Origin of the sequence: Aliiroseovarius sp. F47248L, assembly GCF_023016085.1 — a bacterium.
GTDB lineage: Bacteria > Pseudomonadota > Alphaproteobacteria > Rhodobacterales > Rhodobacteraceae > Aliiroseovarius.
The window spans coordinates 1,073,452-1,097,389 of sequence record NZ_JALKBF010000001.1 but is presented as its reverse complement, the minus strand read 5'-3'; the positions used below and the strand labels follow the sequence as shown (position 1 = coordinate 1,097,389).

Sequence of the window (23,938 nt, the reverse complement as noted above, 5' to 3'; positions counted from 1 at the left end):
TCTTATTTTCAGTGTTAATATTAATTCTTTCTTTGACGCTGCCGCAGTGTCTGAGTAACGTGTCAGGTATTCAAACCGCTTTGGAAATTGCGCGGCCAACATGACTCTGAAAGAACTTTCGAATTTGCTGGGCTTGTCCCCCACCACCGTCAGCCGCGCGCTAAACGGCTATCCCGAGGTCTCGGAGGCCACCCGTAAACGTGTTGTCGCAGCAGCGCGCGAACACGGATATGCCCCCAACACCCGCGCGCGATCCCTTGCCACGGGCCGCGCGATGGCGATCGGCCACGTGATTCCAATCAGTTCAAAACACGAGATGGTGAACCCCGTTTTCGGTGACTTCATCGCGGGCGCGGGCGAGGTTTATTCCCGCAATGGGTATGACATGCTGTTGTCCGTCGTCCCGGACGCTGACCAAGACGATGCCTATCGCGGCTTCATAACCAAACGGAATGTGGATGGAATCATCCTGCACGCCCCCACCCTGAACGATCCTCGCATTCCCCTTTTGAACGCGTTAGGTTTGCCGTTTGTCGTGCATGGGCGCAGCTCCAACACTGACGCGCCGTATGCTTGGGTTGATGTGAACAACAAGCGGGCTTTTCAGCGGGCAGCCGAGTTTCTGCTGGATCTGGGTCATCGTCGTATTGCATTGGTCAACGGGCTTGAACACATGGATTTCGCAATCCGCCGCCGCGCAGGCTACGAGGCGGCGCTGACCGCGCGTGGGATAACTCCGGACGCCACCTTGATGTTCGCGGGCGAAATGACCGAAGCACAGGGGCACGATCTGACCCGCACACTTCTAGCCCAGCCCGATCCGCCAACGGCCATTATTGTCAGCTCGATGATCACAGCCATCGGTGTCCGGCGCGGGATCGAGGAAATGGGGCTAAGCATGGGGCGCGACGTGTCTTTGATCACCCATGATGATGAACTGAGCTACTTTCAAAACGGGGCGGACATCCCTGTTTACACCGCAACCCGCTCGTCTGTGCGCGATGCTGGACGCAAGGCTGCACAAATGCTGATCGACATCATGCAACACCGCGACACACCCCGCGAAATATTACTAGAGGCAGATCTGACATTGGGGCTGTCGACCGGTCCTGCTGCCTCGGTGCAAGTCGAGACCGGCTGATCCGCTCGACGCCCGATCACACAAAGTAGAAAGAGATCATGATGCTGCCACATCGCACTGATTTTAATGATGGTTTCCTGTTTGGAACCGCCACTTCCGCCTATCAGATCGAAGGCCATGCCAAAGGTGGTGCCGGGCGCACCCATTGGGACGATTTTGCTGCCACCCCCGGCAATGTGGCGGGGGCGGAAAACGGAGCCATTGCCTGTGGGCATCTGGATCGCTGGGCTAAGGATCTGGACCTGGTGCAAGACGCTGGGTTCGATGTTTACCGCTTCTCGACCTCTTGGGCGCGCGTGCTTCCTGACGGGCGCGGCACGCCCAACGCGGCAGGTTTGGATTTCTATGACCGTCTGGTTGATGGGATGCTGGAACGCGGCATCAAACCAGCCGCGACGCTATATCATTGGGAACTGCCCTCGCCTTTGGCTGATCTGGGGGGCTGGCGCAACCGCGATATCGCGGACTGGTTTGCCGATTTCACTGAAATCATCATGTCCCGTATCGGGGATCGTTTGTGGTCTGCCGCGCCGATAAACGAGCCATGGTGTGTATCGTGGCTGAGCCATTTTGAAGGCCACCACGCTCCCGGCCTGCGAGATATTCGCGCCACCGCCCGCGCCATGCACCATGTTCTGCTGGCCCATGGCCGTGCGACCGAAGTGATGCGCGGGCTTGGCATGTCCAACCTTGGCGCAGTTTGTAACATGGAATACGCCACCCCTGTTGATGACAGCCCCGCAGCGCAAAAGGCCGCACAAGTTCAGGATGCAATCTACAACCGGTTCTTCTTGTCAGGTCTCACGAAAGGCACCTATCCGACCGAGGTTCTGGAGGGGATCGAGCGGCATTTGCCCAAGAACTGGCAGAACGATTTCAAGACCATCACCACCCCTATCGACTGGATCGGGGTCAACTACTATACCCGCAAGATCTATGGCCCGGCAGAGGATCCGTCCGCCCCTTGGCCCGCAACGCGTGAACATGACGGACCGCTGCCCAAAACCGCTATGGGATGGGAGATCTATCCCGACGGGTTGGCCCATTTTCTGCGGATGGTGACTGATTACACCGGGGATCTTCCGATCTATGTCACCGAAAACGGAATGGCTGGACTGGTCGAGCGTGACGGCGACCCCACCCATGACCCGGACCGCACCGCCTATCTGACCGATCACATGCGTATCGTGCAGGATGCTATCGCGGGCGGCATTCCGGTAAAAGGTTACTTTACTTGGTCGCTTCTGGATAATTATGAATGGGCCTTGGGCTATGCGCCACGCTTTGGGCTGGTCCATGTCGATTTCGAAACCCTCACGCGCACGCCAAAGGCGTCCTATCACGCACTCAGAAAGGCCCTGACGCGCCCATGACCTCATTTTCGCTTGTTGCAGATGTTGGCGGCACAAACACCCGCGTCGCCCTTGCCTGCGGCAAAGATTTACAGACCGACAGCATCATTAAACACCGCAACGCCGACTACGAAGGGCTTCCTCAACTGTTGACAGCCTATCTGGAGGGCCAGAACAACCCTGCTTGCAAACGGGCGGCGGTGGCAATCGCCGGGCCCGTCAAGGACGGGGCCGGTCGTCTGACTAATCTGAATTGGGAAATCGACAAAGACACACTGGTGCACCTGTCCGGCGCGGATCGCGGGGCGGTGATGAATGATTTGCAAGCGCAGGGCCACGCCCTGGGGCATATCGATGATGCCAATCTGGTGACCCTGAAACAAGGCAAGGACGAGAACCCAAACGCCGCGATGCTGGTCATCGGCGTCGGGACTGGCTTTAACTGTGCCCCAGTGTTTCAAACTGCCAAGGGTCGGTTCGTACCACCCTCCGAGGCGGGTCACCTGACCTTTGCCGCACGAGGGGCTGATCAATGGGATCTGTCGCAGTTTCTGGAAACGCAACTTGGTCATGTCGGGGTCGAGGATGTCTTGTCCGGGCGCGGGATGGAGCGGTGTTATGCTTGGGCTTCCGCCAAGGCCGGGGCAAATAAAACCGCCACGACCGCCGAGATCCTTACCGCAGCCAAGGCAGATGATCCCGTCGCGATCGAAGCCATCGGGGCGTTCGTCACCGCCTTGGGCAATGTAACGGGTGATCTGGCGCTAACACTTCTTCCGTTTGGCGGCATCTATTTAATCGGTGGCATGTCCCGTGCCGTGGCCCCTTGGTTTGACCGGTGCGGGTTTGACGCCGCCATGACCGACAAGGGCCGCTTTGGCGATTTCCTGAACGCCTTCTCGGTCCGTCTGGTCGAGGACGATTATGCCGCACTATCCGGCTGTGCGCATTTTCTGGCACGTTCCGACAATCAGTAATAGAACACCACCCGACAAGAGCAGCAATCGGAGGCAACCATGATCGGATGGGGCGCATATTTTTTGGCATTCGTCGTGTTTTTCCTGACGCATTCCATCCCGGTGCGTCCTGTGGTGAAATCGCGTCTGGTCACAGTGCTGGGGCCGCGTGGCTTCACAGCCGCCTATTCGGCCCTGTCGATTGGCGTTCTGGCTTTGGTGATCGTGGCCGCAGGCAGCGCACCTTACGTTGGCTTGTGGGAGTGGGCACCGTGGCAAAATAACGTGACACTGACCGTGATGTTCCTGGTCTGTGTGATCGCGGCACTGGCGCTTGGCCGCCCCAACCCGCTGTCGTTCGGTGGATCGAACAACGACCGCTTCGACCCCGCCCACGCTGGCCTGATCGGCTGGATGCGCCACCCACTGCTGGTGGCCCTGTTCTTGTGGGCATTCGGGCATATGATTCCCAATGGCAACCTTGCCCATGTGATCCTTTTTGTGGCGTTTGGCAGCTTTGCGCTCTTTGGGATGCGGATCATAGACCGGCGCAAAAAACGTATCCTCGGCAATGGGGAATGGGCACGTCTAGCAGACACAAAGCGGCAAATTACCGTGACGGGAAATGGCTTGATCCGCATCGCCATTGCTGTGGCCGTTTATGCCCTGCTCTTGTCGCTGCACGGCCCGGTTATCGGGGTCGAACCTCTGCTCTGACTGGGGCGTTGCGTGCTATGTCTCGCGGAGTCTGGCCGAACTCCACCCGAAAGGCCCGGCTGAAGGCGCTGGCGTCAGCATAGCCCGCGCGCAGCGCGACTTCTGCAATCGACAACCCACCATCAGCCAGCATCCGCCGGGCCGCATTCAGGCGCAAACGGCGATAGACCCGCTGCGGGGAGGCACCGAAATGACGGTCGAACCGCTGTTCCAGATCACGCTGACGGCAACCGGACCGGCGCGCCAATTGTGGGATCGTCAACGGCGTTTCGATATTGGCTTCCATCTCGCGCAGGCAGGTCTCAACCCGGCGATCCACGCGCACTTGGGTCAAGGCATGTGGCGTGACCATGCTGTCGGACATGAAGAGTTGCGTGATCTCCAAAAGCAGCGCCGCCCCGTGATCCTCTTTGATCAGGTCGCAAGTCAGTTCATAGGCCGCCATCCCGCCGCTACAGGTCAAACGGTTACCATCCCGCACCCAACGGGCGCGTTCGACTTCGATATTAGGAAACCGTTCGGCAAATACATCAAGGAGGTCATAGTGAATGGTGGCGCGGTGTCCGTTCAGAAGCCGGGCAGCCGCCAGCAGCCACCCCCCGGTATCAACACCTGCGACGGTCTGAAACCGTCCCGCCAGCGCGCGCAGGGTCTTTGAATTGGTTGGTGTGGCGTGGTTGGGATAATCATAGCTTGCCACTACAAACAAAAGGTCGCCTTGCCCAATGTCTGACACACGCGCCGTGGGCATCACCGGCAAACCGCTGGAGGTATGGACAACGCCGTCATCCGGCGTGCAAATCTGCCATTTATAGGCGTTTCGCCCCAACAACATGTTGGCCGCCCGCAACGGCTCTAGCAAGTTGGCAAGCGCAAGGTTTGAAAAGCGGTTGAACAACAAAAAGCCGATCACGCGGGATTTCGTGCTGGATTTTGACCAAATCTGCATAATTTTGCATAAATCTGCATATCATGTACGTCAATCCCGGACATCATGAATGGACACGCGAACCATTCTGCGAGGATCCCATGCCGCTTTCCATGAACACCGATGTTTTCATCACCTGCGCCGTCACCGGGTCAGGCAGCACGCAAGACCGATCGCCCCATGTGCCGCGCAGCCCCGAGCAGATCGCCGACAGCGCGATTGCCGCCGCAAAAGCAGGCGCTGCCATCGTGCATTGCCATGTGCGCGACCCCGAAACTGGCACGCCCTCGCGCGACCTGAAACTCTACCGCGAAGTGACCGACCGCATCCGCGCGTCCGATGTGGATGTTGTTCTGAACCTGACCGCGGGTATGGGCGGTGACATCACTTTCGGCCCGACCGACGCGCCCATGCCAGTGAACGAAGCCGGCACCGACATGATCGGCGCCGCCGAACGGGTCGCCCACGTGGCCGAGTGCCTGCCCGAGATCTGCACGCTGGATTGTGGCACCATGAACTTCGCCGAGGCGGATTATGTCATGACCAACACCCCCGGCATGTTGCGCGCCATGGGCCAGATGATGACCGATCTTGGTGTGAAACCCGAGATTGAGGCCTTCGACACGGGCCATCTGTGGTTCGCCAAGGAATTGGTGAAGGAAGGCGTATTGGATAGCCCCGCCCTTGTGCAGCTCTGCATGGGTGTGCCGTGGGGCGCGCCGGACGACCTGAACACCTTCATGGCGATGGTCAACAATGTGCCGGACGACTGGACCTTCTCGGCCTTCGGGCTGGGGCGCAACCAGATGGCCTATGTGGCCGCCGCGGTGCTGGCCGGAGGCAATGTGCGCGTCGGGCTAGAAGACAACCTGTGGCTTGGCAAGGGCGAGCTTGCGACCAACGAACAACTCGTGAACCGCGCGCGTGGCATCATCGAAGGCATGGGCGCCCGCGTGATCGGCCCCGAGGACGTGCGCAAGAAGCTTGGCCTTGTGAAGCGGGCCTCGAAATGAAGGCGGCGATCATCGGCGGCGGCGTCATCGGCGGCGGCTGGGCCGCGCGGTTCCTGCTGAACGGATGGGACGTGGCCGTGTTCGACCCCGACCCCGAGGCCGAACGCAAGATCGGCGAAGTCCTGACCAACGCCCGCCGCGCGCTACCAGGCCTCTACGAAACCGCGCTGCCTGCCGAGGGTAAATTGACCTATCACGACGATGTGGCCCAAGCCGTCGCAGGTGCCGATTGGGTTCAGGAAAGCGTGCCGGAGCGGCTGGACCTAAAGCACAAAGTCTTTGCAGACCTAATGCGTCTCGCGCCGGAAACGGCGATCATCGGCTCATCAACATCGGGCTTCAAACCGTCGGAACTGAACGTAAAAGGCGCGCGCGCCATTGTCGCGCATCCGTTCAACCCGGTCTATCTTCTGCCGTTGATCGAGCTTGTGGGCGATGAAGGCACCTGCACCCGTGCCGCCGACATCCTTCAGTCCATCGGCATGTTCCCCCTGAAGGTCCGCAAGGAAATCGACGCCCATATCGCCGACCGCTTCCTTGAGGCCGTTTGGCGCGAGGCGCTCTGGCTGGTAAAGGACGGTATCGCAACGACCGAGGAAATCGACGACGCGATCCGCATGGGCTTCGGCCTCAGATGGGCGCAGATGGGATTGTTTGAAACCTACCGCGTCGCAGGTGGCGAGGCTGGCATGAAACACTTCATGGCCCAGTTCGGCCCCTGCCTGACGTGGCCTTGGACCAAACTGATGGACGTGCCGGAATTCACCGATGAACTGGTTGACCTGATCGCAGGCCAGTCGGACGCGCAATCTGGCCATATGTCGATCCGCGAGTTAGAGCGCCTGCGCGATGACAACCTCGTGTCGATCCTGCGTGCCCTTAAAGCGCGCGGGTCGGGGTCAGGTGCGGGCCGAGTGATCCGCGAACACGAAACGGGGCTGTGGCCCCCGATGGACGACACCGCCCCCTTGCGCACCGTGACGCGTGAGGTGCCCATCGACTGGACCGACTACAACGGCCACATGAACGAAGGGCGTTATGGGCAGGTGTTTTCGGACGCTGCCGACCGCGTGATGGCCCATGTGGGCGCGGATGCAGATTATATCGCGTCGGGGCTCAGCTATTTCACCGCCGAAACCAAAATCAAGTACCTTGATGAATGCCACGCGGGCGACGCGGTCTATGTGGACAGCACAGTGACCCTTGGCGACGGCAAGAAACTGCGGCTTTGGCACGAGATGCGGCGCGCGTCTGACGACGGCCTGCTGGCAACCTGCGACCAATTCCTGCTGCATGTGGACCTGAGCACCCGCAAATCCTGCCCGCCCCGCGCCAATGTCGAAGCGCGCGTCGAAGCGCTCGCCGCCCTGCATGCCAAAGGAGCCACCTGATGCATTTCGGATTGTCAGAAGAACAGGACATGATCGTGTCGACCGTGCGCAGCTTTGTCGAGAACGAGATCTACCCCCACGAGGACATGGTCGAACGCACCGGGCAGGTGCCGCACGAGTTGGGGCAAGAGATCAAACAGAAGGTCATCGACCTCGGATTCTATGCCTGCAACTTCCCCGAAGAGGTCGGCGGCGCGGGCCTGTCACACCTCGATTTCACGCTGGTCGAACGCGAGTTGGGCCGCGGGTCGATGGCGCTGACGCATTTCTTCGGGCGGCCTCAGAACATTCTGATGGCCTGCACCGGCGATCAGCGTGACCGCTACCTGCTGCCCGCCGTGCGGGGCGAGAAGATGGACGCCCTTGCCATGACCGAACCCGACGCGGGATCCGACGTGCGGGGCATGAAATGTTCAGCTGTTCGCGATGGTGGCGATTGGGTTCTGAACGGCTCCAAACACTTCATCTCTGGTGCGGAACATGCGGATTTCTTTATTGTTTTCGTGGCCACTGGCGTAGACGAAACCCCGCGCGGACCGAAGAAACGCATCACCTGTTTCCTTGTCGACCGCGGCACACCGGGCTTTGCCGTGCGCGACGGCTATGCATCCGTCAGCCACAAGGGCTATAAGAACTGTATCCTCGATTTCGACAATTGCCGCCTGCCCGACGCACAGGTGCTGGGCGAATTCGATGGCGGCTTCGCAGTGATGAACGAATGGCTCTATGCCACCCGCCTGACAGTGGCCGCCTTCTGCGTCGGGCGTGCGCGACGATGCTTCGATATGGCGCTGAACTATGCAGCCGAACGCAAGCAATTCGGCCAACCCATCGCAAAATTTCAGGGCGTCAGCTTTCAGGTCGCCGACATGATTACCGAAATCGATGCCGCCGACTGGCTGACCCTTGCTGGCGCGTGGCGGCTGGACCAAAACCTGCCCGCCAACCGCGAAATCGCGTCGGCAAAACTCCACGCGTCAGAAATGCTGGCCCGAGTCACTGACACTACGCTGCAGATCTTCGGCGGTATGGGCCTGATGAACGACTTCCCGATTGAACGATTCTGGCGCGACGCCCGGGTCGAGCGCATCTGGGACGGTACATCCGAAATCCAGCGCCACATCATCAGCCGCGACTTGTTTCGCCCCTTGGGAGCATGAGATTCAATGCCTTCGGCGAGGATATTTTCAGCCAGAAGAAGCGCAGGAGGACCCCTTGGATCCCCCCGCGCGCTGAAGCAACTGATCGTGCTTCTCCTGGCGCGGTCATCGGCGTCCCCGCCTGTACCGCGATCCGACATTGACCGAAACTGGTTAACAATTCGTTGTTTCTTCTGGCCTCAAATATCCCGGGGTGAATTGGCCGAAGGTCAAGAGGGGCAGCGCCCCTTACCCCCTCGCCCATCCGCTCTGACGGCCAAATGGTCGGGTCCGGGTCATGCCGCGTGATCTTGAACGCCTTTTCCGGCCGCGCACCATCGCTGTCATCGGTGGCGGCACGTGGTGTGCCGAAGTAATCGGCCAATGCCAGAAGCTCGGCTTTACGGGACAGATCTGGCCGGTCCACCCAACACTTCCGAGCGTCTGCGGCCTGCCGGCATTCGCCTCGATGGACATGTTGCCTGCCCCCCCTGACGCAGCCTTCGTAGGTATCAACCGCCACGCCACAGTCGAGGTGATCGCCGCCCTGTCCGCGCGCGGTGCAGGTGGTGCGATCTGTTTTGCATCCGGGTTTGCCGAGGCGGCTGCGGAAAGCGATGACGGTGCGGATATGCAGGGGAAACTGCTGTCGGCGGCGGGCGACATGCCCATCGTTGGCCCCAATTGTTACGGCTATCTCAACTATCTTGATCGGACGATCCTGTGGCCGGATCAGCATGGCGGGCTACCCTGCGACACGGGTGTCGCGCTGGTCACTCAAAGCTCGAACATTGCGATCAATCTGACGATGCAGACGCGCGGCTTGCCGATTGCCTATGTGGTGACGGTTGGCAATCAGGCGCAGACCGGGCTGGCCGAGATTGGATCTGCGCTTCTGGACGATGCCCGCGTGACCGCCCTGGGTCTGCATATCGAGGGCGTAGGTGATCTTCGCGCGCTGGAGGCCTTGGCTGCAAAGGCCCACACACTTGGCAAACCCATCGTTGCGCTCAAGGTGGGTCGATCCGATCACGCACGGACAGCCGCGATCTCGCACACCGCGTCGCTTGCAGGCAGTGACGTGGGCGCGCGGGCCTTGTTGGCGCGGTTGGGGATTGGGCAAGTCTCCTCTCTGCCGGCCTTTCTTGAGACGCTGAAACTGCTTCATACCGTGGGGCCGCTTGCATCAAACCGGATTGCCTCGATGTCCTGTTCAGGCGGCGAGGCCAGTCTTGTGGCCGACAGCGCGCATGGCAGGAATGTGAGCTTTCCAGCGCTGACCCCCACGCAATCCGCCGCGCTGCGCACGGCTCTCGGCCCTATGGTGGCGCTGGCCAACCCCTTGGATTACCACACCTATATCTGGGGCAATCTTCAGGCGATGACGGACACATTCACCGCCATGATGCGCGCCGATCTTGGGTTCGGCATGGTCGTGCTGGACTTTCCGCGCTCCGACCGCTGCACGTCGGCAGCCTGGGATCTGGTGATCGAGGCGGTCGAGCGGGCACGTGATACCAGCGGCGTGCCGATGGGCATTGTCTCGTCATTGCCAGAGACAATGCCGGAGGCGGTCGCGCAACGATTGCGTGCCAAGGGGATTGTGCCGCTCAGCGGTTTGGACCATGCGATTGACGCGATCGAGGTGGCCGCGACCTTTGGGCACGACCCTCGCGACCCGGCACCAATTTTTCTTGGCCCGTCTCAGGGACCCGGCGTGCTGACGGAACGGGACGCCAAACGGTCTTTGGCGGCGCATGGCGTGCGTGTCCCACAGTCGCGCCCTGCCGGATCGCCGGAAGAGGCCGCCGCCGTGGCCAACGAGATCGGCTTCCCCGTGGTTCTGAAAGGCGAAGGACATGCGCATAAGTCCGAGGCAGGTGCGGTCCGGCTGAACCTGACAAGCGCGGCCCACGTCGCCGAGGCTGCGCGCACCATGCAAAGCGAGAGCTTTCTGGTCGAGGAAATGATCGCCGGCGGCATTGTTGAGCTGTTGATCGGCGTCACCCGCGACCCTGCGCATGGCTTTGTTCTGACGCTCGCTGCAGGGGGTGTGTTGACGGAAATCCTGCAAGACAGCCAGTCGCTGCTGGTGCCGTCCACCCGCGAGGATATTCATGCAGCCCTTATGTGCCTTCGCATCGCACCGCTGCTGCGCGGATTCCGCGGCGCGCCCGCCGGCGATATCGAGGCCGTGCTTGACAATGTGATGGCCGTGCAGGCCCATGTGATGGCAACACCCGCTGACGAGGTTGAGATCAACCCACTGATCGTTACGCCAGATGGCGCAATTGCCGCCGACGCCCTTATCCGCACAGGAGACATCTGAATGACCGACACCCCCATCAAGACCCACCGCGACGGCCATGTGCTTGAGGTCACGCTGGACCGCCCCAAGGCCAACGCCATTGATCTTGCCACCAGCCGTATCATGGGTGAGGTGTTCACCGATTTTCGCGACGACCCCAATCTGCGCGTGGCCATTGTCACGGGCGCAGGCGAAAAATTCTTCTGCCCTGGTTGGGACCTAAAAGCGGCCGCAGACGGCGACGCGGTCGATGGCGATTACGGGCTGGGCGGGTTTGGCGGCTTGCAGGAACTGCGCGGGCTGAACAAGCCGGTCATTGCCGCCGTGAACGGCATTTGCTGCGGCGGTGGGCTGGAACTGGCTCTGTCTGCCGACATCATTCTGGCCGCCGATCATGCTAGCTTTGCGCTGCCGGAAATCCGGTCCGGCACTGTCGCCGATGCCGCCAGCATCAAGCTGCCCAAGCGCATCCCCTATCACATCGCGATGGAGATGCTATTCACCGGCCGCTGGCTGGATGCGGACGAGGCGGCGCGTTGGGGCATGATCAACCACATTTATCCCGCCGCCGACCTGATGGCCGAGGCTCGCAAACTGGCGGCCCTGCTCGCCTCGGGTCCGCCGCTGGTCTATGCCGCGATCAAGGAGGTTGTGCGCGAGGCCGAAGACATGAAGTTTCAGGACGCGATGAACCGGATCACCAAAAGCCAGTTTGAATCGGTCGAGAAGCTCTATCGCTCAGAAGACCAGTTGGAAGGCGCGCGCGCTTTTGCCGAGAAACGCGATCCAGTGTGGAAGGGTAAGTGACGGCTCAGAACACCACGTTCAGCATGACCAGCGACACGACAAGGAAGATCACCGTCATGATCCCGCCGCTTTTGACAAAGTCCTTCACCTTGTAGCCTGCAGGTCCCATGATCAGCGCGTTCACCTGATGGGTCGGGATGATGAACGAGTTTGAGGTGGAGATCGCCACCGTCAGGGCAAACAGCGCCGGATCTCCCCCGGCGGCAACCGCGATGGACACCGCCAGCGGCACCAGAAGCACGGTCGCCCCCACATTGGACATCACCAACGAGAAGGCTGTGGACAGGATCGCGATACCGGTCTGTAAGGCCCAAAGCGGCCAGCCATCCAGAAGGGTCAGGATCTGTTGTGCGATCCATTCCGCCGTGCCCGTGTTCTGCACCGCCTGCCCCAAGGGGATCAGGCTTGCCAGAAGAAAGACCGTGTTCCAGCCCACCGCCTGATATGCCTCGTCAATCGAGATCACGCGCGCCAGCAGCATCCCGACGGCCCCGGTCAACAGGCACAGCGACAGGCGAATGTCGGTGAACAAGATCATCGAAATCGAAATGGCGAAGAACAAAAGCGCCCAACCAACCTTGTGGGGGCGCAGCTCTTCTTGTGGGAAATCCGAAGTGATGATGACGAAATCCCGGTCGTCTTTCAGCCGTGTCAGGTTGTCCCAGCGGGTATGGGCGACCAACATGTCACCCACCTGAAACTCGACCAGACCAATGGCCGTGGGTTTGTGTTCATCGGTTTCCACGTGGCTCAGTGTTTCCTCGCCACGGTGTATGGCCAGTAGCGACAGGCCATAGGTCTTGCGTAACACAAGCTCGCGAGGCGATTTCCCGACCAGCTTGCTTTCTGGGGGAATGACGATCTCGGCGATGCCCGCGTTGGTGGGGGCAAATTCCTCGACGAACACGTCCAGTTCGGGAAAGATCGACAGGCCATATTTCTCCGCGAAGGCCTCTACCACAGTTTTCTTGCCAATGATCGCCAGACGACAGGGCGCGGCGATTTCAGCCGTCAACACCTGCACCATCGACGTCTTGCCACGATAGAAAGTCGAGATGATATAAAGGTTGTTCTCAAGGTTCACATCCGCAAGGATCTGTCCCACCAATTGGCTATCCGCAGGCACATCGACTTCGTATACATTTGCCTTGATGCCATAGACCCGCTTCAGATAGGCCGACATTCCCTGCCCGACCGATGAACTGCTGGCCGACCCACCTCCGGGCAACACCCAACGTCCCAGCAACAGGAAATAAAGGATACCGCACAGGATCAGCACCGCACCAATGGGGGTGACCGAAAACAAGCCGAAGGCTGGCATTTTCTGTGCCTCCGGCAGGCTTGTATTCGCGGTTTCAATCAAATCGTTCAGCAAGATCAGCGGGGACGACCCAACCATCGTCATCGTTCCACCCAGAATGGCGCAGAACCCCATCGGCATCGCCAGACGGTTCAGGGGAATGCCAGAGCGCGTCGAAATACGGCTGATCACCGGCAGAAACAATGCCGCTGCGCCCACATTTTGCATGAAGCTGGAGATCACGCCCACGGTGCCCGCAACGATGGGCTGAATACGCGCCTCGGTCGCGCCGCCGCGCTTCATAATCGTGGCCGCGACCTTGTTCATCAATCCGGTCTTGTCCAACCCCGCCCCGACAATCATCACCGCGATGATCGAAATCACAGCGTTCGAGGCAAACCCATCGAACAAATGGTTCACCTCGGCCAGATTGGACATGGCAGGGACGTAGCTCAGAATGCCAAGGATGACGAGGATCAAGATTGCCGCCAGGTCGATCCGAACGATCTCGGACACGAAAAGGAAAACAGTAAACGCCAGCATCGCGCAGACGACGCCCATTTCCAGCGAAAAGACAATCGGCTCCATCCCGTCCTCCCTTTTGGTGCGTCGCGGTCAGATGCTGCGAACGTCAGCCATGCTTCAGCTTAGAGTGAACGACCTGAAAAAATCAATTTTTTAAAGGAAATCCGCGAGTTGCACAGTGACACTTGGCTAAGGATACGACGCACAACCTCCTTGCAGCTATGGGATCATGCAAAGGGGTCATACCGGCAATAACCATTTGTTAAGTAATATTTTTCCCGCCTGAGGGAACCTTATAACGCCCACGCCGTTGTCTGTGTATGAAACAGAAACGTGCAAACAAAATGGTCCCGATCGCCTTCGCGATCACAACAGCCTCGGCCTTGTCGGCGATGGCGCTACAATCCTTGCCTGACTTAGCTTCGGGCGGTGATCTTGCACCTGCCGTCACAATCAATCCAACCTCAGTTGGCTATGTCGCAGATCAGTTGAACATCTATGAAAACGATCTGAACCCCCTTCTGGGCGCGCCGCTTTATGACATCGACCGCAATGTTGCTGGATATGTATCAGAACTGATGGTCAGCGCAGACGGGAATGTACGCGGCATGGTGCTTGCGGTATCCGAACCAGATGACGAAGGTGTCAAACGAGTGGCTGCTGAGGCCGCAGAATTCAGGGTGATAAATCCGGCCAACGGTGACGCCGTTGTTCTGGCACAACTCACGCAGTCTGAGCTGCAGTCTCGACCCGAATTTGCGCCTGACTACGCCACGGATTATCACTAATCAGCACGCAGGAAGAAATTAGAAACCCGGCAGCAAGGGGATCGCTGCCGGGGTCCTGATCAAAGCCGGTTGGCTTATTTCGGCATGATTACCGCGTCGATCACGTGGATCATACCGTTCGAGGTCTCGATATCTGCCTGAACGACGTTCGCATCGTCGATCTTCACCCCGTCAGTAGCATCAACCATGGCCATTGCGCCATTCACGGTGCCAACCTCCATGCTTTTACCCGCAATGTCAGCAGACGTTACTTTGCCGGGCACCACGTGATAGGTCAGAATCGCGGTCAGTTGATCTTTGTTCTCGGGCATCAGAAGCGTTTCAACGGTGCCCTCTGGCAGGGCCGCAAAAGCTTCGTCCGTCGGGGCGAAGACGGTAAACGGGCCTTCACCCTTAAGGGTGTCAACAAGGCCTGCGGCCTCGACTGCGGCGACCAGAGTGGTGAAGCTGCCAGCCCCAACAGCTGTGTCAACAATGTCCATGGAGTGATTGTCCGCCATTGCCGGAGTGGCCATAAGGGCGGCGGCGGTGATTGAAAGAAAGGTTCTGCGAAGCATGATGTATCCTTTTCTGTATCCCAGTTGGTAGTTGTATGAAGGATACGGAAAGGGGTGCGGCGCGGATCACTTTGGAAGGGTTTATTTTTTCTAAATAACGCCCAAACCCAGTAGTTTCAGGGTATTGTTGCGCAAAGTGACGCGGTCAACCCGCGGCTGCGGCGCGTTTCAGATTGCCAAGGACCGCCGCTAAATTGCCTGTCAAGAACAGGTCATCGTCCAGCAGGATCATGTCTGCGATTGTCCGACCCTCAAGCCGCCCAATTTCCGGCTGCCCGATACACTCCGACGGAATCGAAGTCGCCATACGCAGGGCTTGCTCCAACGATGTGCCGGCGTGATCCACCAACCGTTTGACCCCTTCGACTTGTGTCACATGCGCCCCGGCCAGACTGCCTTCGGCATTGATCAGGCGACCTTCCTTCAGAGTAATGTCTTGCCCATAGAGGTTGAAATGTTCCGGCCCGCCGACTGTGGCCATTGCATCGGATACGAGGAACATCCGATCCGACACAGGACGCGCGCGGATGGCCAGTCCGACCATTTCATCCGCCACGTGATGTCCGTCGCAAATGATCCCGCTGTAGCAGGTCGAGTTGATCACCGCTCCGACCGCTCCGGGTGCTCGTCCCACCATTGGGGACATCGCATTGAACAAATGTGTGGCGCAGCTTGCTCCCGCTTTGAAGGCAGCTACCATCATCTCTGCCGTCGCATCTGTGTGGCCCAACGAAACGACAGCCCCTAGCTTCGCCAACTGGTCAATCTGCTCAAGCGTCGCGGCCTCGGGGGCCAGCGTGATCATCACAGAGACACCGGCCTCGCGCAGGCGTGTCACCGTGGTCATAGTGCGTGCATCCAGTGGACGAACAAGGTCAGGAGAATGGGTGCCACGTCGCTCCATTGCAATATGTGGCCCCTCGATATGCAGCCCCACAATGCCCTGCCGCCCTTTTGCGGCAATGGCAGCATCGGCTGCGCGGTCGATTACATCGGGTTTATCGGTGATCACAGTCGGCAAAACAGCGACCGTTCCGAAAGTCCGATGAGCATCGGCGATGATCTGCATCCCCTCGGCTGTCGGGGTCGAGTTCAACTGAACACCGCCCCCGCCATTGACTTGCAAGTCCACGAAACCGGGCGTCAATAGACCGGGCACGCGGGTGGCATCCGTCCGTGCATTGGCCAGATCAACGACGCGCCCATCGTGAACCCGCACAGATTTTCCGCTGTGCAAATCGCGACCATCAAACAAGTGGTCGGGGGTGATCCAGAGGTCCATCATGTCGCCTCATCAAAGAAATAGGGATCGAGTGCAAGTTGTATCTGTGCATCAATCAGTCGTTGCACCTGATCGCCCGTCAGTTGCTCTGCGCGGGTCAGCACGTCATCGTCGAACACCTTTTGCAGCTCTGCGTTCGGGATCGGGCTATCAAACCCGCTTCGCAACGCGGCCACCGCCGTCTGCGCGGCCGGGTCAGGCCAGTAATAGCGAATGCGGTCGGCCAGCCCGAAATGACGTTGATGATACAGCGCCTTTGCATCCCCGTGATAATGCCCCTGCCAATAGGCGGGGTTTGCCAGCATCACCTTCTCCATTTCAGCTTCAAGTGAACCGGGTGCGGCACAGATCTGATCCAGTGCATAAAGCGCCTGTCGATAGGCGAAAGTCAGGGCGGGACCGATCTTCTGAAAGGCAAAGCCAAGTTCAGCCAGGCGCGGGAAGACGGCCGGGTGTTGATAATCCGTCGAATGCGCTTCAAGGCAGACAGCAGACCAGCTGTCCAACGCGGCCAGAAGGCCGGGATCACGCTCCAATGGCATGTGATGTACGGCAGTCGGGCTGAATTCGACACCCGGCTGCACAACCAGACCGCCAATCAAGGTTGCCATATCGCCGAAGCTGTTCGCATGCGCGTCCAACGTGGCTTTGGCCGCCGACGAGTCAGTGGGGGGAATATCGCCCTCCTCGTCCACGCGCGCGCCACCCGGCGGTGGCACCTCTGTGCCGATGACAAACAAAAGGCCATCCAGGGCATTGTCACAAGCGTCAACACAGACCTGCGCCAGATCGGCGGACCGTTCTGCGGTCTTTTCGTCACCCAGTTGCGCAGGCTCGCCTGCACAGCCTTCCGAACAATCCAGGTGGATCTTGCGAAACCCGGCTTTTACATAGTCACGCACCAGCACACGCGCCTTGTCCATTGCCTCTTGGGCTGGCCTTACGCGCCACGCTTGCGGGCCAAGGTGGTCACCTCCAAAGATGATGCGATCGCGGTCCACACCTGATTTATCTGCAATGTCATGGACATAACCGATGAAGCCGTCCGGAGTGATCCCGGTATAGCCGCCATCCTGGTTGACCTGATTGCTTGTGGCTTCAATCACCACGGCGCGGTCAAGCGCCTGCGCACGCAACAAGGATGCGCGCAGCACGTCGGGTTGCGCCGAACAGACCGACGGGATCGCCGCTTTCGCTCCCGCCCTGTTTCGAACCACGATATCGCGCAGCGGATCAGCCATTTTCTGTCCTTTCAGCCTGCCAAGCAGCATAGGCAGCGCCACGTGCACCGCTTGTATCTCCGCCTTCAGCCAAAGCCAGTTTTGCCGTGCCAAAGGTTCCAATTTGCGCGCGGAGCGCGGCGTTACTCAGGTCATCAACGACACCTTCAATCCGGCTAAGCCCCCCGCCCAGAACGATCAGGTCGGGATCAACCGTCATTGTTAGTGTATGCAATAGTTCGGCCGTCATCTCGCACCAAACGGACCAGACTTGCGCCATGTCCCCTGTGCGACGCGTCGCAATGTCGGGCGGCGTTAGATCTTGCCCGGTCAATGCCTTGGCCAGGCGGTTCATCCCGGGACCGGCGATATAGGTTTCGGTACATCCCATACGCCCACACCCACATTGCACAACCGGCAAATCGTATCTGGCAACCAGATGGGCGGGCGCTGCCGTATGGCCGAATTCGCCCCCGGTCAGGGTAGGACCTTGCAGGATCGTTCCATCCACAGCGATCCCGCCGCCGATGCCCGTGCCAAGGATCAACGCCACGACCGTGCGTTTACCCTTGCCGATGCCGAAAATCGCTTCGGACAGGGCCATCGCACGGCAATCGTTTACATAAGTAATCTGACGCCCAATGGCGGTTTCTATGTCACGTTTGAACGGCTTGTTTGACGCGGCAAGGTTTGCCGTCAACGCAAGGCCGGTATCGGGGTGCAAAAGTCCTGCTGCCCCAACTCCGATCGGTACAGCTTGGCCGACCTTGTCATCCGCCCAGCGGATCTGGTCGGCTATGGCTGCAACCAACGGTTCATATTCGGCGGGGGTCAGCACACGATGACGCTGTGCGACCGACCAGTCGTCGTCGAACACTTGCACCTCGATCTTGGTGCCGCCAAGGTCAATGCCAGCTGCGATCATGGCGCCACCGGATAGAGCTTCACACCCGACACAACGCGGCTGAGCGTGCCTTGCCCCGAGAACGGATCATCCACGTTAAGACCCAGTTGATTGGCCCATTCTACGCCAGATATCTGCGCCAGCGCGACGCAAAGGGGTGCGGCCCATATGGGCCCGAACGGCATCGGGATGTCGATATCTCCGTTTGGTCCAACCGACGTGACACGCGCCTTGGGAAACTGCGCACGCAGTTCGGCCACAAGATCCGCATCGTAATCACATGTTGGCGTATCCGGGCTGGTGAAAACTGTGATTGCAGTATTATCAGTCACAAAGGATTTTGGCCCGTGGCGAAAGCCCAGCGTGCTGTCCCAAAGAGCGGGAATTTGACCGGCTGACAGCTCCATTACTTTCAACGCTGCTTCACGTGCGGCATAGGCCAAGGGACCAGAGCCGAGATAGACCGCGCGTTCAGGGCGCTTGATGCCCCGAAGATGTGGCAAAAGCGCCGCCATTTGACCTGCCAAAGCCGACAGGCGCGCAGGCACATCAAAAGGTTCATCGAACAAAGCCAGCGCTGTGTAAAACATGGTTGAAAAGCTACTGGTCATCGCAAAACCTGCGTCGTGGGTAGCTTCAGGCAGCACGATCACCTTCATCGGCCCTTGCGAGCCACGTGTGGCCAGCGCACCATCCTTGTTGCAGGTTATGTGCAGACGCGGCGCGTCTGGTGCCAACGCGTCCAATGCGTCCAGCATGCCGATGCTTTCCGTGCTGTTGCCCGACCGGCCAAAGCTGACGACCAAAGGCTTCACGTTGTTCAAAAACGCTTTCGGCGTCGCCACGAGATCAGTGCTGGGCACCGCGCGCATTCCTGGAACACCCGCTGCGATGATATCACCAATATAGGCCGACGTGCCTGCGCCACAGAACCAGACCTCGTCATAGTTTTGTGCGGCGATCCAGCCACGCAGCCCATCCACGTCAAGCACTTTACTCCAGTCAGACCAGATGGCGGGCTGGCGATGGATTTCACCCCATGTCGCCCAATTTTCCGATGAATGCGTCATGTTGTTTGCGTCACTTTCGACAAAGTTTCAGGCGCGTCGGGGTCCAACCCCAAGGCAAGTGCGGTGTTCAGGATAACCGGATACATTATTGCCAAAAGCACGGCAGCCGACGCTGCAGGGGTCAGATCAGAAGCTGCAAGCCCTTCCAGATCCTCCGGTGCAATACGATGCACATCACATCCAACACTCTTGAACCGCGCTTCGGCTTGATTCAAACTGTCTTGAGTTGGGGCTGTGCCAGTATCAAGGATCAACACCATCAATGGATTGGTCGCCAGCTGTAAGGGGCCGTGCAACACTTCGGATGACGAATAAGCCTCGGCATGCAGGGCGCAGCATTCTTTGAGCTTCAACGCAACCTCATGCGCAGCCCCATAACCGGTATCGCGCCCAATCACATAGACATTGCGCGCCCGCAACAGTGCTGCCTGAAGCGCCTTGGCGCGCGGATGTGTAGTGGTTTGGCCAGAAAGTGCCGCAACAGCCGCTGCAACACGGGATTTGTAGTCAGGAACAATGCCCCCCAACAGCGCCATACCAGCCGCAACCGATCCGATGACGGTCTTGGTCGCAGGCACCGCCAGTTCCGGGCCCGCCCCAATGGGAACGGTGGTTGCAGAAACGCTTTCCACGGGGCTGTCAGGCTGGTTGGTGATCGCCACTACGCTGGCACCGCTGACCCCTGCCCCTCGGGCTGCACGCACAAGATCGTCGCTCGCACCCGATTGGCTTATCACCAAGGTTCCGAACCCGTTCAGATCAACCCCTCTGCCCAACGAAAACACCGACGGAGGAAGTGACGTGACCGGCACCGACATTTCGCGCATGAATTCATAGGACAGAATGTTGGCCGCCGCGTCAGACGATCCGCGTGCAACGGTATAAATTGCACGGGCGTTTGCCATATCTGCGGCCGCCACATCTTGGGTGGCGGTTTGGCAGAATACGTCCATCGCTTCGGCGCTCTCAGAGGCCATCAGATGACCGTGGGTCTTCGTTTCAATGCTCATGTGCGTAGTCCATAACTGTCAAATTCTTCCCAGGTGGCACGCATATCGATCATGCCGCCGCTTATTCGTGCCTCGTCCAGCGCCATTGCGACCAAACCGGCTTCCAATGCATCGACAACACCGACGGGCAAGCTGTCCGTCTTGCCGTGCAGAAATTCCGCGATATCGGCCACCATCATGTGATCCGCCCCGTAATGTGCCGAGGCATGCTTTTTGTCCATCTTGGTGTAGTCGTGATCCGCAATGATGGTTCCGTCGCGTGCTGTCGCCTTGAGATAACCGCGCACAAAATCGCCTTCGGCCATTCCCAGAGCGCCGAACACACAGAACCGGCGGTGGTCATCAGGGGCGTTCAAGTTGGTGTGAAACGCCATCGACGCCCCGCTTTCGTAGCTCAGAATCGCGGTCTGAAAGTCGATGATATCTCCATCCGAGTTGTAAGGGTCCGGGGCGCTTTCCCAGACGCTTGATTTACGCTGCGCGATCTCGGTTTCGGTGTTGGTCGCCGGGGAGAACTCTGGAAGGAAGGATTTCTTACCGCCAAAGCTTGCCACCTGCATAGGCCGTGAGCGGGTGACCATGTTGTAGATATCCAGATCATGGCAGCATTTTTCCAACATGAAGCCACCGGACAACACGTTTTTGCGTCGCCAGTCGCGCATGAAAAATGCACCGTGATAGGGCGGAATGTGTTCGTTCGCTTCAAGCGAAGTTATCGGCCCAAGCTGGTCCAGTACCGCGCGCAGATCGACCATGTGCTGCGAGTAGCGCAGCACCAGCCCAACCATTACCTGATCGGTGCCATATTCGGCCAAAAGCCGCGCCAGTTCGAACGTGTCCGCGCGCGTCGTCACCACCGGTTTTTCGGTGAAAATGCGTACGCCAGCTTCAAGCCCCAGCTTTATATGCTCAAGGTGATAGACATTGGGTGAACCGACAAAAAACAGATCAGGCTGCGTCTTTGATAGCATCAAAGCCACATCGTCGAAGCGCGGAATATCCGTGCCGATCATGTCCAGATGGGCCGGTTGCGGGTCATAGAACCCGACAAACTCGACCTGTGGCATGGTTTCTTTCAGGATTGAAAGCACATGGCCTGCGCGCAGACCGATCCCAGCGGTGACGACTTTCATGCAACCATCTCCGGTGCAGCCTGACGGCGCAACACGTCGCCGTTGGCATCAAAGACATGGCAGTTTTCGGGGGCCACGCTCAGGGTCAGGTTACGGCCCTCTTCAATTGCTGCGTCACCGGGCAGCGCCGCGCAGAACCGCGTGCCATTGCCAATGGTTCCATAGGTGATTGACGTGCCGCCCAGACGCTCCAGCACGTTGACCGAGATGTCCAGACCGCTGTCGCCCATGTTGACATGTTCGGGACGGATACCGACCTCGACTTTGTCGCCTTTGCGAACGGTGGAGGATGCCACAGGCAGCGCCATGCGGTGTCCGCCATCAAGCTCAACCATCACGCCCGATGCATCTACACCCGCGACACTGGCCGGGATCAGGTTCATATTGGGCTGGCCGATGAACGAGGCCACGAATTTGGTTGCAGGATGGTGATACAACTCCATCGGGCTGCCGAACTGTTCGACACGGCCACCATTCAGCACGACGATACGGTCGGCCATGGTCATCGCTTCGATCTGATCGTGGGTGACATAGACCATGGTAGCGTCCAGATCACGGTGAAGCTGGCTCAGTTCAACCCGCATGTCGCCGCGCAACGCGGCGTCGAGGTTCGACAAGGGTTCATCGAACAGGAAAACTTTCGGGTTGCGCACGATCGACCGTCCGATGGCCACGCGTTGGCGCTGACCGCCAGACAACTGCCCCGGCTTCAACTGCAACTTGTCTGTCAGTTGCAGGATCGCGGCGGCTTTTTGCACGCGGTTGTTCAACTCTGCTGCGTCCATCTTTTGGACCCGCAACGGAAAGGCAATGTTCTCGTAAACGCTGAGATGCGGATAGAGCGCATAGGACTGAAACACCATCGAGATTCCGCGGTCTACTGGATGCGCTTTGCTGACATCTTTGCCGCCAATGATGATCTGGCCGGATGTGGCCTCTTCCAACCCGGCAATGATACGCAATAGGGTAGATTTCCCGCAGCCCGATGGACCGACAAAGACAACGAATTCCTTGTCCTCGATCGCAAGGCTGATGTCATGCAGCACCTTGGCTGCGCCAAAGGATTTGCTGATCGCATTCAGGTCAAGTGTCGCCATGCTCTGGGCATCCTTTTGATGAAACGTAAGGGGGGCGGTTTGGGCAACGACATGCGCTGCCCAAACCAGGGAGGATTGGCTTAAAGCGCTTCGTCCAGCTCTTCACCCGCAATGGTCACCAGATTGTCCACGGTGTCATCCTTCAGGATGATGCCTTGAACCATGTTGGTGAACACCGACTGAAGCGATTTGAAATCTTCAACCAGAGGCTCGGGTCCGCCAGTCGAAATTGTCGCGGTGAAGTTCGGCCAGATGCCGGTTTCGTAATAAAGATCCGTTTTGCCAAGCGCGGCATAATCAAGGATCGGTGTCAGGCCCCAGCTGCTGTCCAGATCATACTGGCTGTCACCCGAGGTGATCATCTGTGCCAACTCATGGGCCAACTCTTCATGGCCAGTACCTTTGAAAACAACGATGCTGTCAGTGATCAGGATCGTGCCGCTTTCACCCGACGGGCCTGCGGGCACGGGGGCAACCAGTTGGTTGATGTCCTCATTATGCTGGCCATAACCCCACGGGCCTTGAACATACATGGCGATCTTGCCGTCGTTGAACAGGTCTTTCAGTTGATCACGTTCCCACGCGGTCGGGCCTTCCTGCGCCACGTCCACCAGCTTGCCATAGAACTCGAGCGTCTCGCGGGTCTGTTGGCTATCCAGCTTGTTTTCGCCAGTCGCTGAATCGATTACCACACCACCGTTGGAATAGAGGTAATTCAGGAACTGATGCATCGTGTTGTCGAAGTCTTTACCGGCAAGGCCGACGCCCGCTGCATCCGTGTTATCGACCACACCCTTGGCCATGGCATACATCTCGTCCCAGGTTTTGGGCGCGACGCATTCCTGACCGCTTTCTTCAATGATGCCGCAATTGATATACAGCGCTTTGGTCGAAAACGCATGCGGATAGCCCCAAGCCTGCCCTTCAATGGTGACAGTGTTCAAAACACCTTCCTGATAGGGTGTGTCGGATGAGATATTAGCCGGAACAATCAGGTCGTTATTGGCCATCTGGCGCAGGGTGCGCGATCCCATATAGGCAATCGAGGGCGGATCACCGGCCGCGGCCAGCGTCAGCGACTTGTCCTGACAGGTGCCCCATGGCACGGCTTCCAGATTGACGGTGACGCCTTCGTGCTTGGCAACAAATTCATCCACGGTCTTTTGATCCGCTTCACGCACTTCGCCGCCGCACATGATGAAGTGCAGTTCAGCCGTATCAGCCGAGGCGGTCATCGCCGAGCCTGACAGCAGCAGTGCCGCCAATGACAGTTTGGTTACATTCATTTTGGTCTCTCCCT

Annotated in this window: 21 protein-coding genes; 10 read left to right on the top strand and 11 right to left on the bottom strand. The window is 58.9% G+C overall.

Annotated features, from left to right (window positions below; all coding sequences use genetic code 11):
- Positions 1 to 100 precede the first annotated feature (100 nt).
- The 4 genes from MWU51_RS05460 to MWU51_RS05445 are packed head-to-tail and all read left to right on the top strand — an operon-like array spanning position 101 to position 4,166.
- Complete coding sequence (locus MWU51_RS05460; RefSeq protein ID WP_247035423.1) at positions 101 to 1,141, top strand: substrate-binding domain-containing protein; 1,041 nt, start codon at positions 101 to 103, stop codon at positions 1,139 to 1,141.
- Positions 1,142 to 1,182: 41 nt separating this feature from the next.
- Positions 1,183 to 2,514, top strand: coding sequence for a GH1 family beta-glucosidase (locus tag MWU51_RS05455; RefSeq protein WP_247035421.1), 1,332 nt, complete (start codon positions 1,183 to 1,185; stop codon positions 2,512 to 2,514).
- On the top strand, positions 2,511 to 3,470 hold the full coding sequence (locus MWU51_RS05450) for an ROK family protein (RefSeq protein ID WP_247035418.1): 960 nt from the start codon (positions 2,511 to 2,513) through the stop codon (positions 3,468 to 3,470). Before MWU51_RS05455 ends, MWU51_RS05450 begins: the two co-directional genes overlap by 4 nt.
- A 39-nt stretch (positions 3,471 to 3,509) precedes the next feature.
- On the top strand, positions 3,510 to 4,166 hold the full coding sequence (locus MWU51_RS05445) for an NnrU family protein (RefSeq protein ID WP_247035417.1): 657 nt from the start codon (positions 3,510 to 3,512) through the stop codon (positions 4,164 to 4,166).
- On the opposite strand, the gene MWU51_RS05440 is transcribed toward MWU51_RS05445, so the two are convergent.
- A complete protein-coding gene (locus tag MWU51_RS05440; RefSeq protein ID WP_247035415.1) occupies positions 4,141 to 5,115 on the bottom strand; it encodes a helix-turn-helix domain-containing protein in 975 nt (324 codons plus the stop codon). The two genes, MWU51_RS05445 and MWU51_RS05440, sit on opposite strands and share 26 nt — an antisense overlap.
- Before the next feature lie 80 nt (positions 5,116 to 5,195).
- Here MWU51_RS05440 and MWU51_RS05435 point away from each other — a divergent pair, with 80 nt between their 5' ends.
- The 5 genes from MWU51_RS05435 to MWU51_RS05415 all read left to right on the top strand — a co-directional run bounded on the left by MWU51_RS05435 (position 5,196) and on the right by MWU51_RS05415 (position 11,752).
- Positions 5,196 to 6,107, top strand: a complete 912-nt coding sequence (locus MWU51_RS05435; RefSeq protein WP_247035413.1) for a 3-keto-5-aminohexanoate cleavage protein — start codon at positions 5,196 to 5,198, stop codon at positions 6,105 to 6,107.
- Positions 6,104 to 7,498: a carnitine 3-dehydrogenase gene (locus tag MWU51_RS05430; protein ID WP_247035411.1), complete on the top strand. Its 1,395-nt coding sequence runs from the start codon at positions 6,104 to 6,106 to the stop codon at positions 7,496 to 7,498. The genes MWU51_RS05435 and MWU51_RS05430 overlap by 4 nt, the downstream gene beginning before the upstream one ends.
- On the top strand, positions 7,498 to 8,658 hold the full coding sequence (locus tag MWU51_RS05425) for an acyl-CoA dehydrogenase family protein (RefSeq protein ID WP_247035410.1): 1,161 nt from the start codon (positions 7,498 to 7,500) through the stop codon (positions 8,656 to 8,658). The genes MWU51_RS05430 and MWU51_RS05425 overlap by 1 nt, the downstream gene beginning before the upstream one ends.
- Positions 8,659 to 8,935: 277 nt before the next feature.
- Complete coding sequence (locus MWU51_RS05420; protein ID WP_247035408.1) at positions 8,936 to 10,966, top strand: acetate--CoA ligase family protein; 2,031 nt, start codon at positions 8,936 to 8,938, stop codon at positions 10,964 to 10,966.
- On the top strand, positions 10,967 to 11,752 hold the full coding sequence (locus MWU51_RS05415; RefSeq protein ID WP_247035406.1) for a carnitinyl-CoA dehydratase: 786 nt from the start codon (positions 10,967 to 10,969) through the stop codon (positions 11,750 to 11,752).
- A 4-nt stretch (positions 11,753 to 11,756) separates the two neighbouring features.
- On the opposite strand, the gene MWU51_RS05410 is transcribed toward MWU51_RS05415, so the two are convergent.
- Positions 11,757 to 13,640: an SLC13 family permease gene (locus tag MWU51_RS05410; RefSeq protein WP_247035404.1), complete on the bottom strand. Its 1,884-nt coding sequence runs from the start codon at positions 13,638 to 13,640 to the stop codon at positions 11,757 to 11,759.
- Between the two features lie 257 nt (positions 13,641 to 13,897).
- On the opposite strand from MWU51_RS05410, the gene MWU51_RS05405 reads away from it, so the two are divergent.
- Entirely contained in the window at positions 13,898 to 14,365 is a 468-nt protein-coding gene (locus MWU51_RS05405; RefSeq protein WP_247035402.1) for a hypothetical protein, read from the top strand.
- A 74-nt stretch (positions 14,366 to 14,439) separates the two neighbouring features.
- Here the strand turns inward: MWU51_RS05405 and MWU51_RS05400 are convergent, their stop codons facing one another.
- The 9 genes from MWU51_RS05400 to MWU51_RS05360 form a co-directional block, all read right to left on the bottom strand.
- Entirely contained in the window at positions 14,440 to 14,922 is a 483-nt protein-coding gene (locus tag MWU51_RS05400) for a fasciclin domain-containing protein (protein WP_247035400.1), read from the bottom strand.
- Between the two features lie 145 nt (positions 14,923 to 15,067).
- Complete coding sequence (gene nagA / locus MWU51_RS05395; RefSeq protein WP_247035398.1) at positions 15,068 to 16,207, bottom strand: N-acetylglucosamine-6-phosphate deacetylase; 1,140 nt, start codon at positions 16,205 to 16,207, stop codon at positions 15,068 to 15,070.
- Complete coding sequence (locus MWU51_RS05390; protein ID WP_247035396.1) at positions 16,204 to 17,445, bottom strand: class II D-tagatose-bisphosphate aldolase, non-catalytic subunit; 1,242 nt, start codon at positions 17,443 to 17,445, stop codon at positions 16,204 to 16,206. Before MWU51_RS05390 ends, nagA begins: the two co-directional genes overlap by 4 nt.
- A complete protein-coding gene (locus tag MWU51_RS05385) occupies positions 17,438 to 18,349 on the bottom strand; it encodes an ROK family protein (protein ID WP_247035394.1) in 912 nt (303 codons plus the stop codon). The genes MWU51_RS05390 and MWU51_RS05385 overlap by 8 nt, the downstream gene beginning before the upstream one ends.
- Positions 18,346 to 19,398 (bottom strand): tagatose-bisphosphate aldolase, encoded by a 1,053-nt coding sequence (locus tag MWU51_RS05380; protein WP_247035393.1) that lies wholly within the window; start codon positions 19,396 to 19,398, stop codon positions 18,346 to 18,348. Before MWU51_RS05380 ends, MWU51_RS05385 begins: the two co-directional genes overlap by 4 nt.
- Complete coding sequence (locus MWU51_RS05375; protein WP_247035392.1) at positions 19,395 to 20,408, bottom strand: SIS domain-containing protein; 1,014 nt, start codon at positions 20,406 to 20,408, stop codon at positions 19,395 to 19,397. The genes MWU51_RS05380 and MWU51_RS05375 overlap by 4 nt, the downstream gene beginning before the upstream one ends.
- Complete coding sequence (locus MWU51_RS05370) at positions 20,405 to 21,541, bottom strand: Gfo/Idh/MocA family oxidoreductase (RefSeq protein WP_247035391.1); 1,137 nt, start codon at positions 21,539 to 21,541, stop codon at positions 20,405 to 20,407. The genes MWU51_RS05375 and MWU51_RS05370 overlap by 4 nt, the downstream gene beginning before the upstream one ends.
- A complete protein-coding gene (gene ugpC / locus MWU51_RS05365) occupies positions 21,538 to 22,638 on the bottom strand; it encodes a sn-glycerol-3-phosphate ABC transporter ATP-binding protein UgpC (protein WP_247035389.1) in 1,101 nt (366 codons plus the stop codon). The genes MWU51_RS05370 and ugpC overlap by 4 nt, the downstream gene beginning before the upstream one ends.
- Positions 22,639 to 22,718: 80 nt before the next feature.
- Entirely contained in the window at positions 22,719 to 23,924 is a 1,206-nt protein-coding gene (locus tag MWU51_RS05360; RefSeq protein WP_247035387.1) for a sugar ABC transporter substrate-binding protein, read from the bottom strand.
- Positions 23,925 to 23,938 lie beyond the last annotated feature (14 nt).

Excerpts from the sequence above, each read along its gene's own strand:
- MWU51_RS05460 (WP_247035423.1), top strand. The coding sequence starts at position 101 with ATGACTCTGAAAGAACTTTCGAATTTGCTGGGCTTGTCCCCCACCACC.
- MWU51_RS05455 (WP_247035421.1), top strand. The coding sequence starts at position 1,183 with ATGCTGCCACATCGCACTGATTTTAATGATGGTTTCCTGTTTGGAACC.
- MWU51_RS05450 (WP_247035418.1), top strand. The coding sequence starts at position 2,511 with ATGACCTCATTTTCGCTTGTTGCAGATGTTGGCGGCACAAACACCCGC.
- MWU51_RS05445 (WP_247035417.1), top strand. The coding sequence starts at position 3,510 with ATGATCGGATGGGGCGCATATTTTTTGGCATTCGTCGTGTTTTTCCTG.
- MWU51_RS05440 (WP_247035415.1), bottom strand. The coding sequence starts at position 5,115 with ATGCAGATTTGGTCAAAATCCAGCACGAAATCCCGCGTGATCGGCTTT.
- MWU51_RS05435 (WP_247035413.1), top strand. The coding sequence starts at position 5,196 with ATGCCGCTTTCCATGAACACCGATGTTTTCATCACCTGCGCCGTCACC.
- MWU51_RS05430 (WP_247035411.1), top strand. The coding sequence starts at position 6,104 with ATGAAGGCGGCGATCATCGGCGGCGGCGTCATCGGCGGCGGCTGGGCC.
- MWU51_RS05425 (WP_247035410.1), top strand. The coding sequence starts at position 7,498 with ATGCATTTCGGATTGTCAGAAGAACAGGACATGATCGTGTCGACCGTG.
- MWU51_RS05420 (WP_247035408.1), top strand. The coding sequence starts at position 8,936 with ATGCCGCGTGATCTTGAACGCCTTTTCCGGCCGCGCACCATCGCTGTC.
- MWU51_RS05415 (WP_247035406.1), top strand. The coding sequence starts at position 10,967 with ATGACCGACACCCCCATCAAGACCCACCGCGACGGCCATGTGCTTGAG.
- MWU51_RS05410 (WP_247035404.1), bottom strand. The coding sequence starts at position 13,640 with ATGGAGCCGATTGTCTTTTCGCTGGAAATGGGCGTCGTCTGCGCGATG.
- MWU51_RS05405 (WP_247035402.1), top strand. The coding sequence starts at position 13,898 with ATGAAACAGAAACGTGCAAACAAAATGGTCCCGATCGCCTTCGCGATC.
- MWU51_RS05400 (WP_247035400.1), bottom strand. The coding sequence starts at position 14,922 with ATGCTTCGCAGAACCTTTCTTTCAATCACCGCCGCCGCCCTTATGGCC.
- nagA (WP_247035398.1), bottom strand. The coding sequence starts at position 16,207 with ATGATGGACCTCTGGATCACCCCCGACCACTTGTTTGATGGTCGCGAT.
- MWU51_RS05390 (WP_247035396.1), bottom strand. The coding sequence starts at position 17,445 with ATGGCTGATCCGCTGCGCGATATCGTGGTTCGAAACAGGGCGGGAGCG.
- MWU51_RS05385 (WP_247035394.1), bottom strand. The coding sequence starts at position 18,349 with ATGATCGCAGCTGGCATTGACCTTGGCGGCACCAAGATCGAGGTGCAA.
- MWU51_RS05380 (WP_247035393.1), bottom strand. The coding sequence starts at position 19,398 with ATGACGCATTCATCGGAAAATTGGGCGACATGGGGTGAAATCCATCGC.
- MWU51_RS05375 (WP_247035392.1), bottom strand. The coding sequence starts at position 20,408 with ATGAGCATTGAAACGAAGACCCACGGTCATCTGATGGCCTCTGAGAGC.
- MWU51_RS05370 (WP_247035391.1), bottom strand. The coding sequence starts at position 21,541 with ATGAAAGTCGTCACCGCTGGGATCGGTCTGCGCGCAGGCCATGTGCTT.
- ugpC (WP_247035389.1), bottom strand. The coding sequence starts at position 22,638 with ATGGCGACACTTGACCTGAATGCGATCAGCAAATCCTTTGGCGCAGCC.
- MWU51_RS05360 (WP_247035387.1), bottom strand. The coding sequence starts at position 23,924 with ATGAATGTAACCAAACTGTCATTGGCGGCACTGCTGCTGTCAGGCTCG.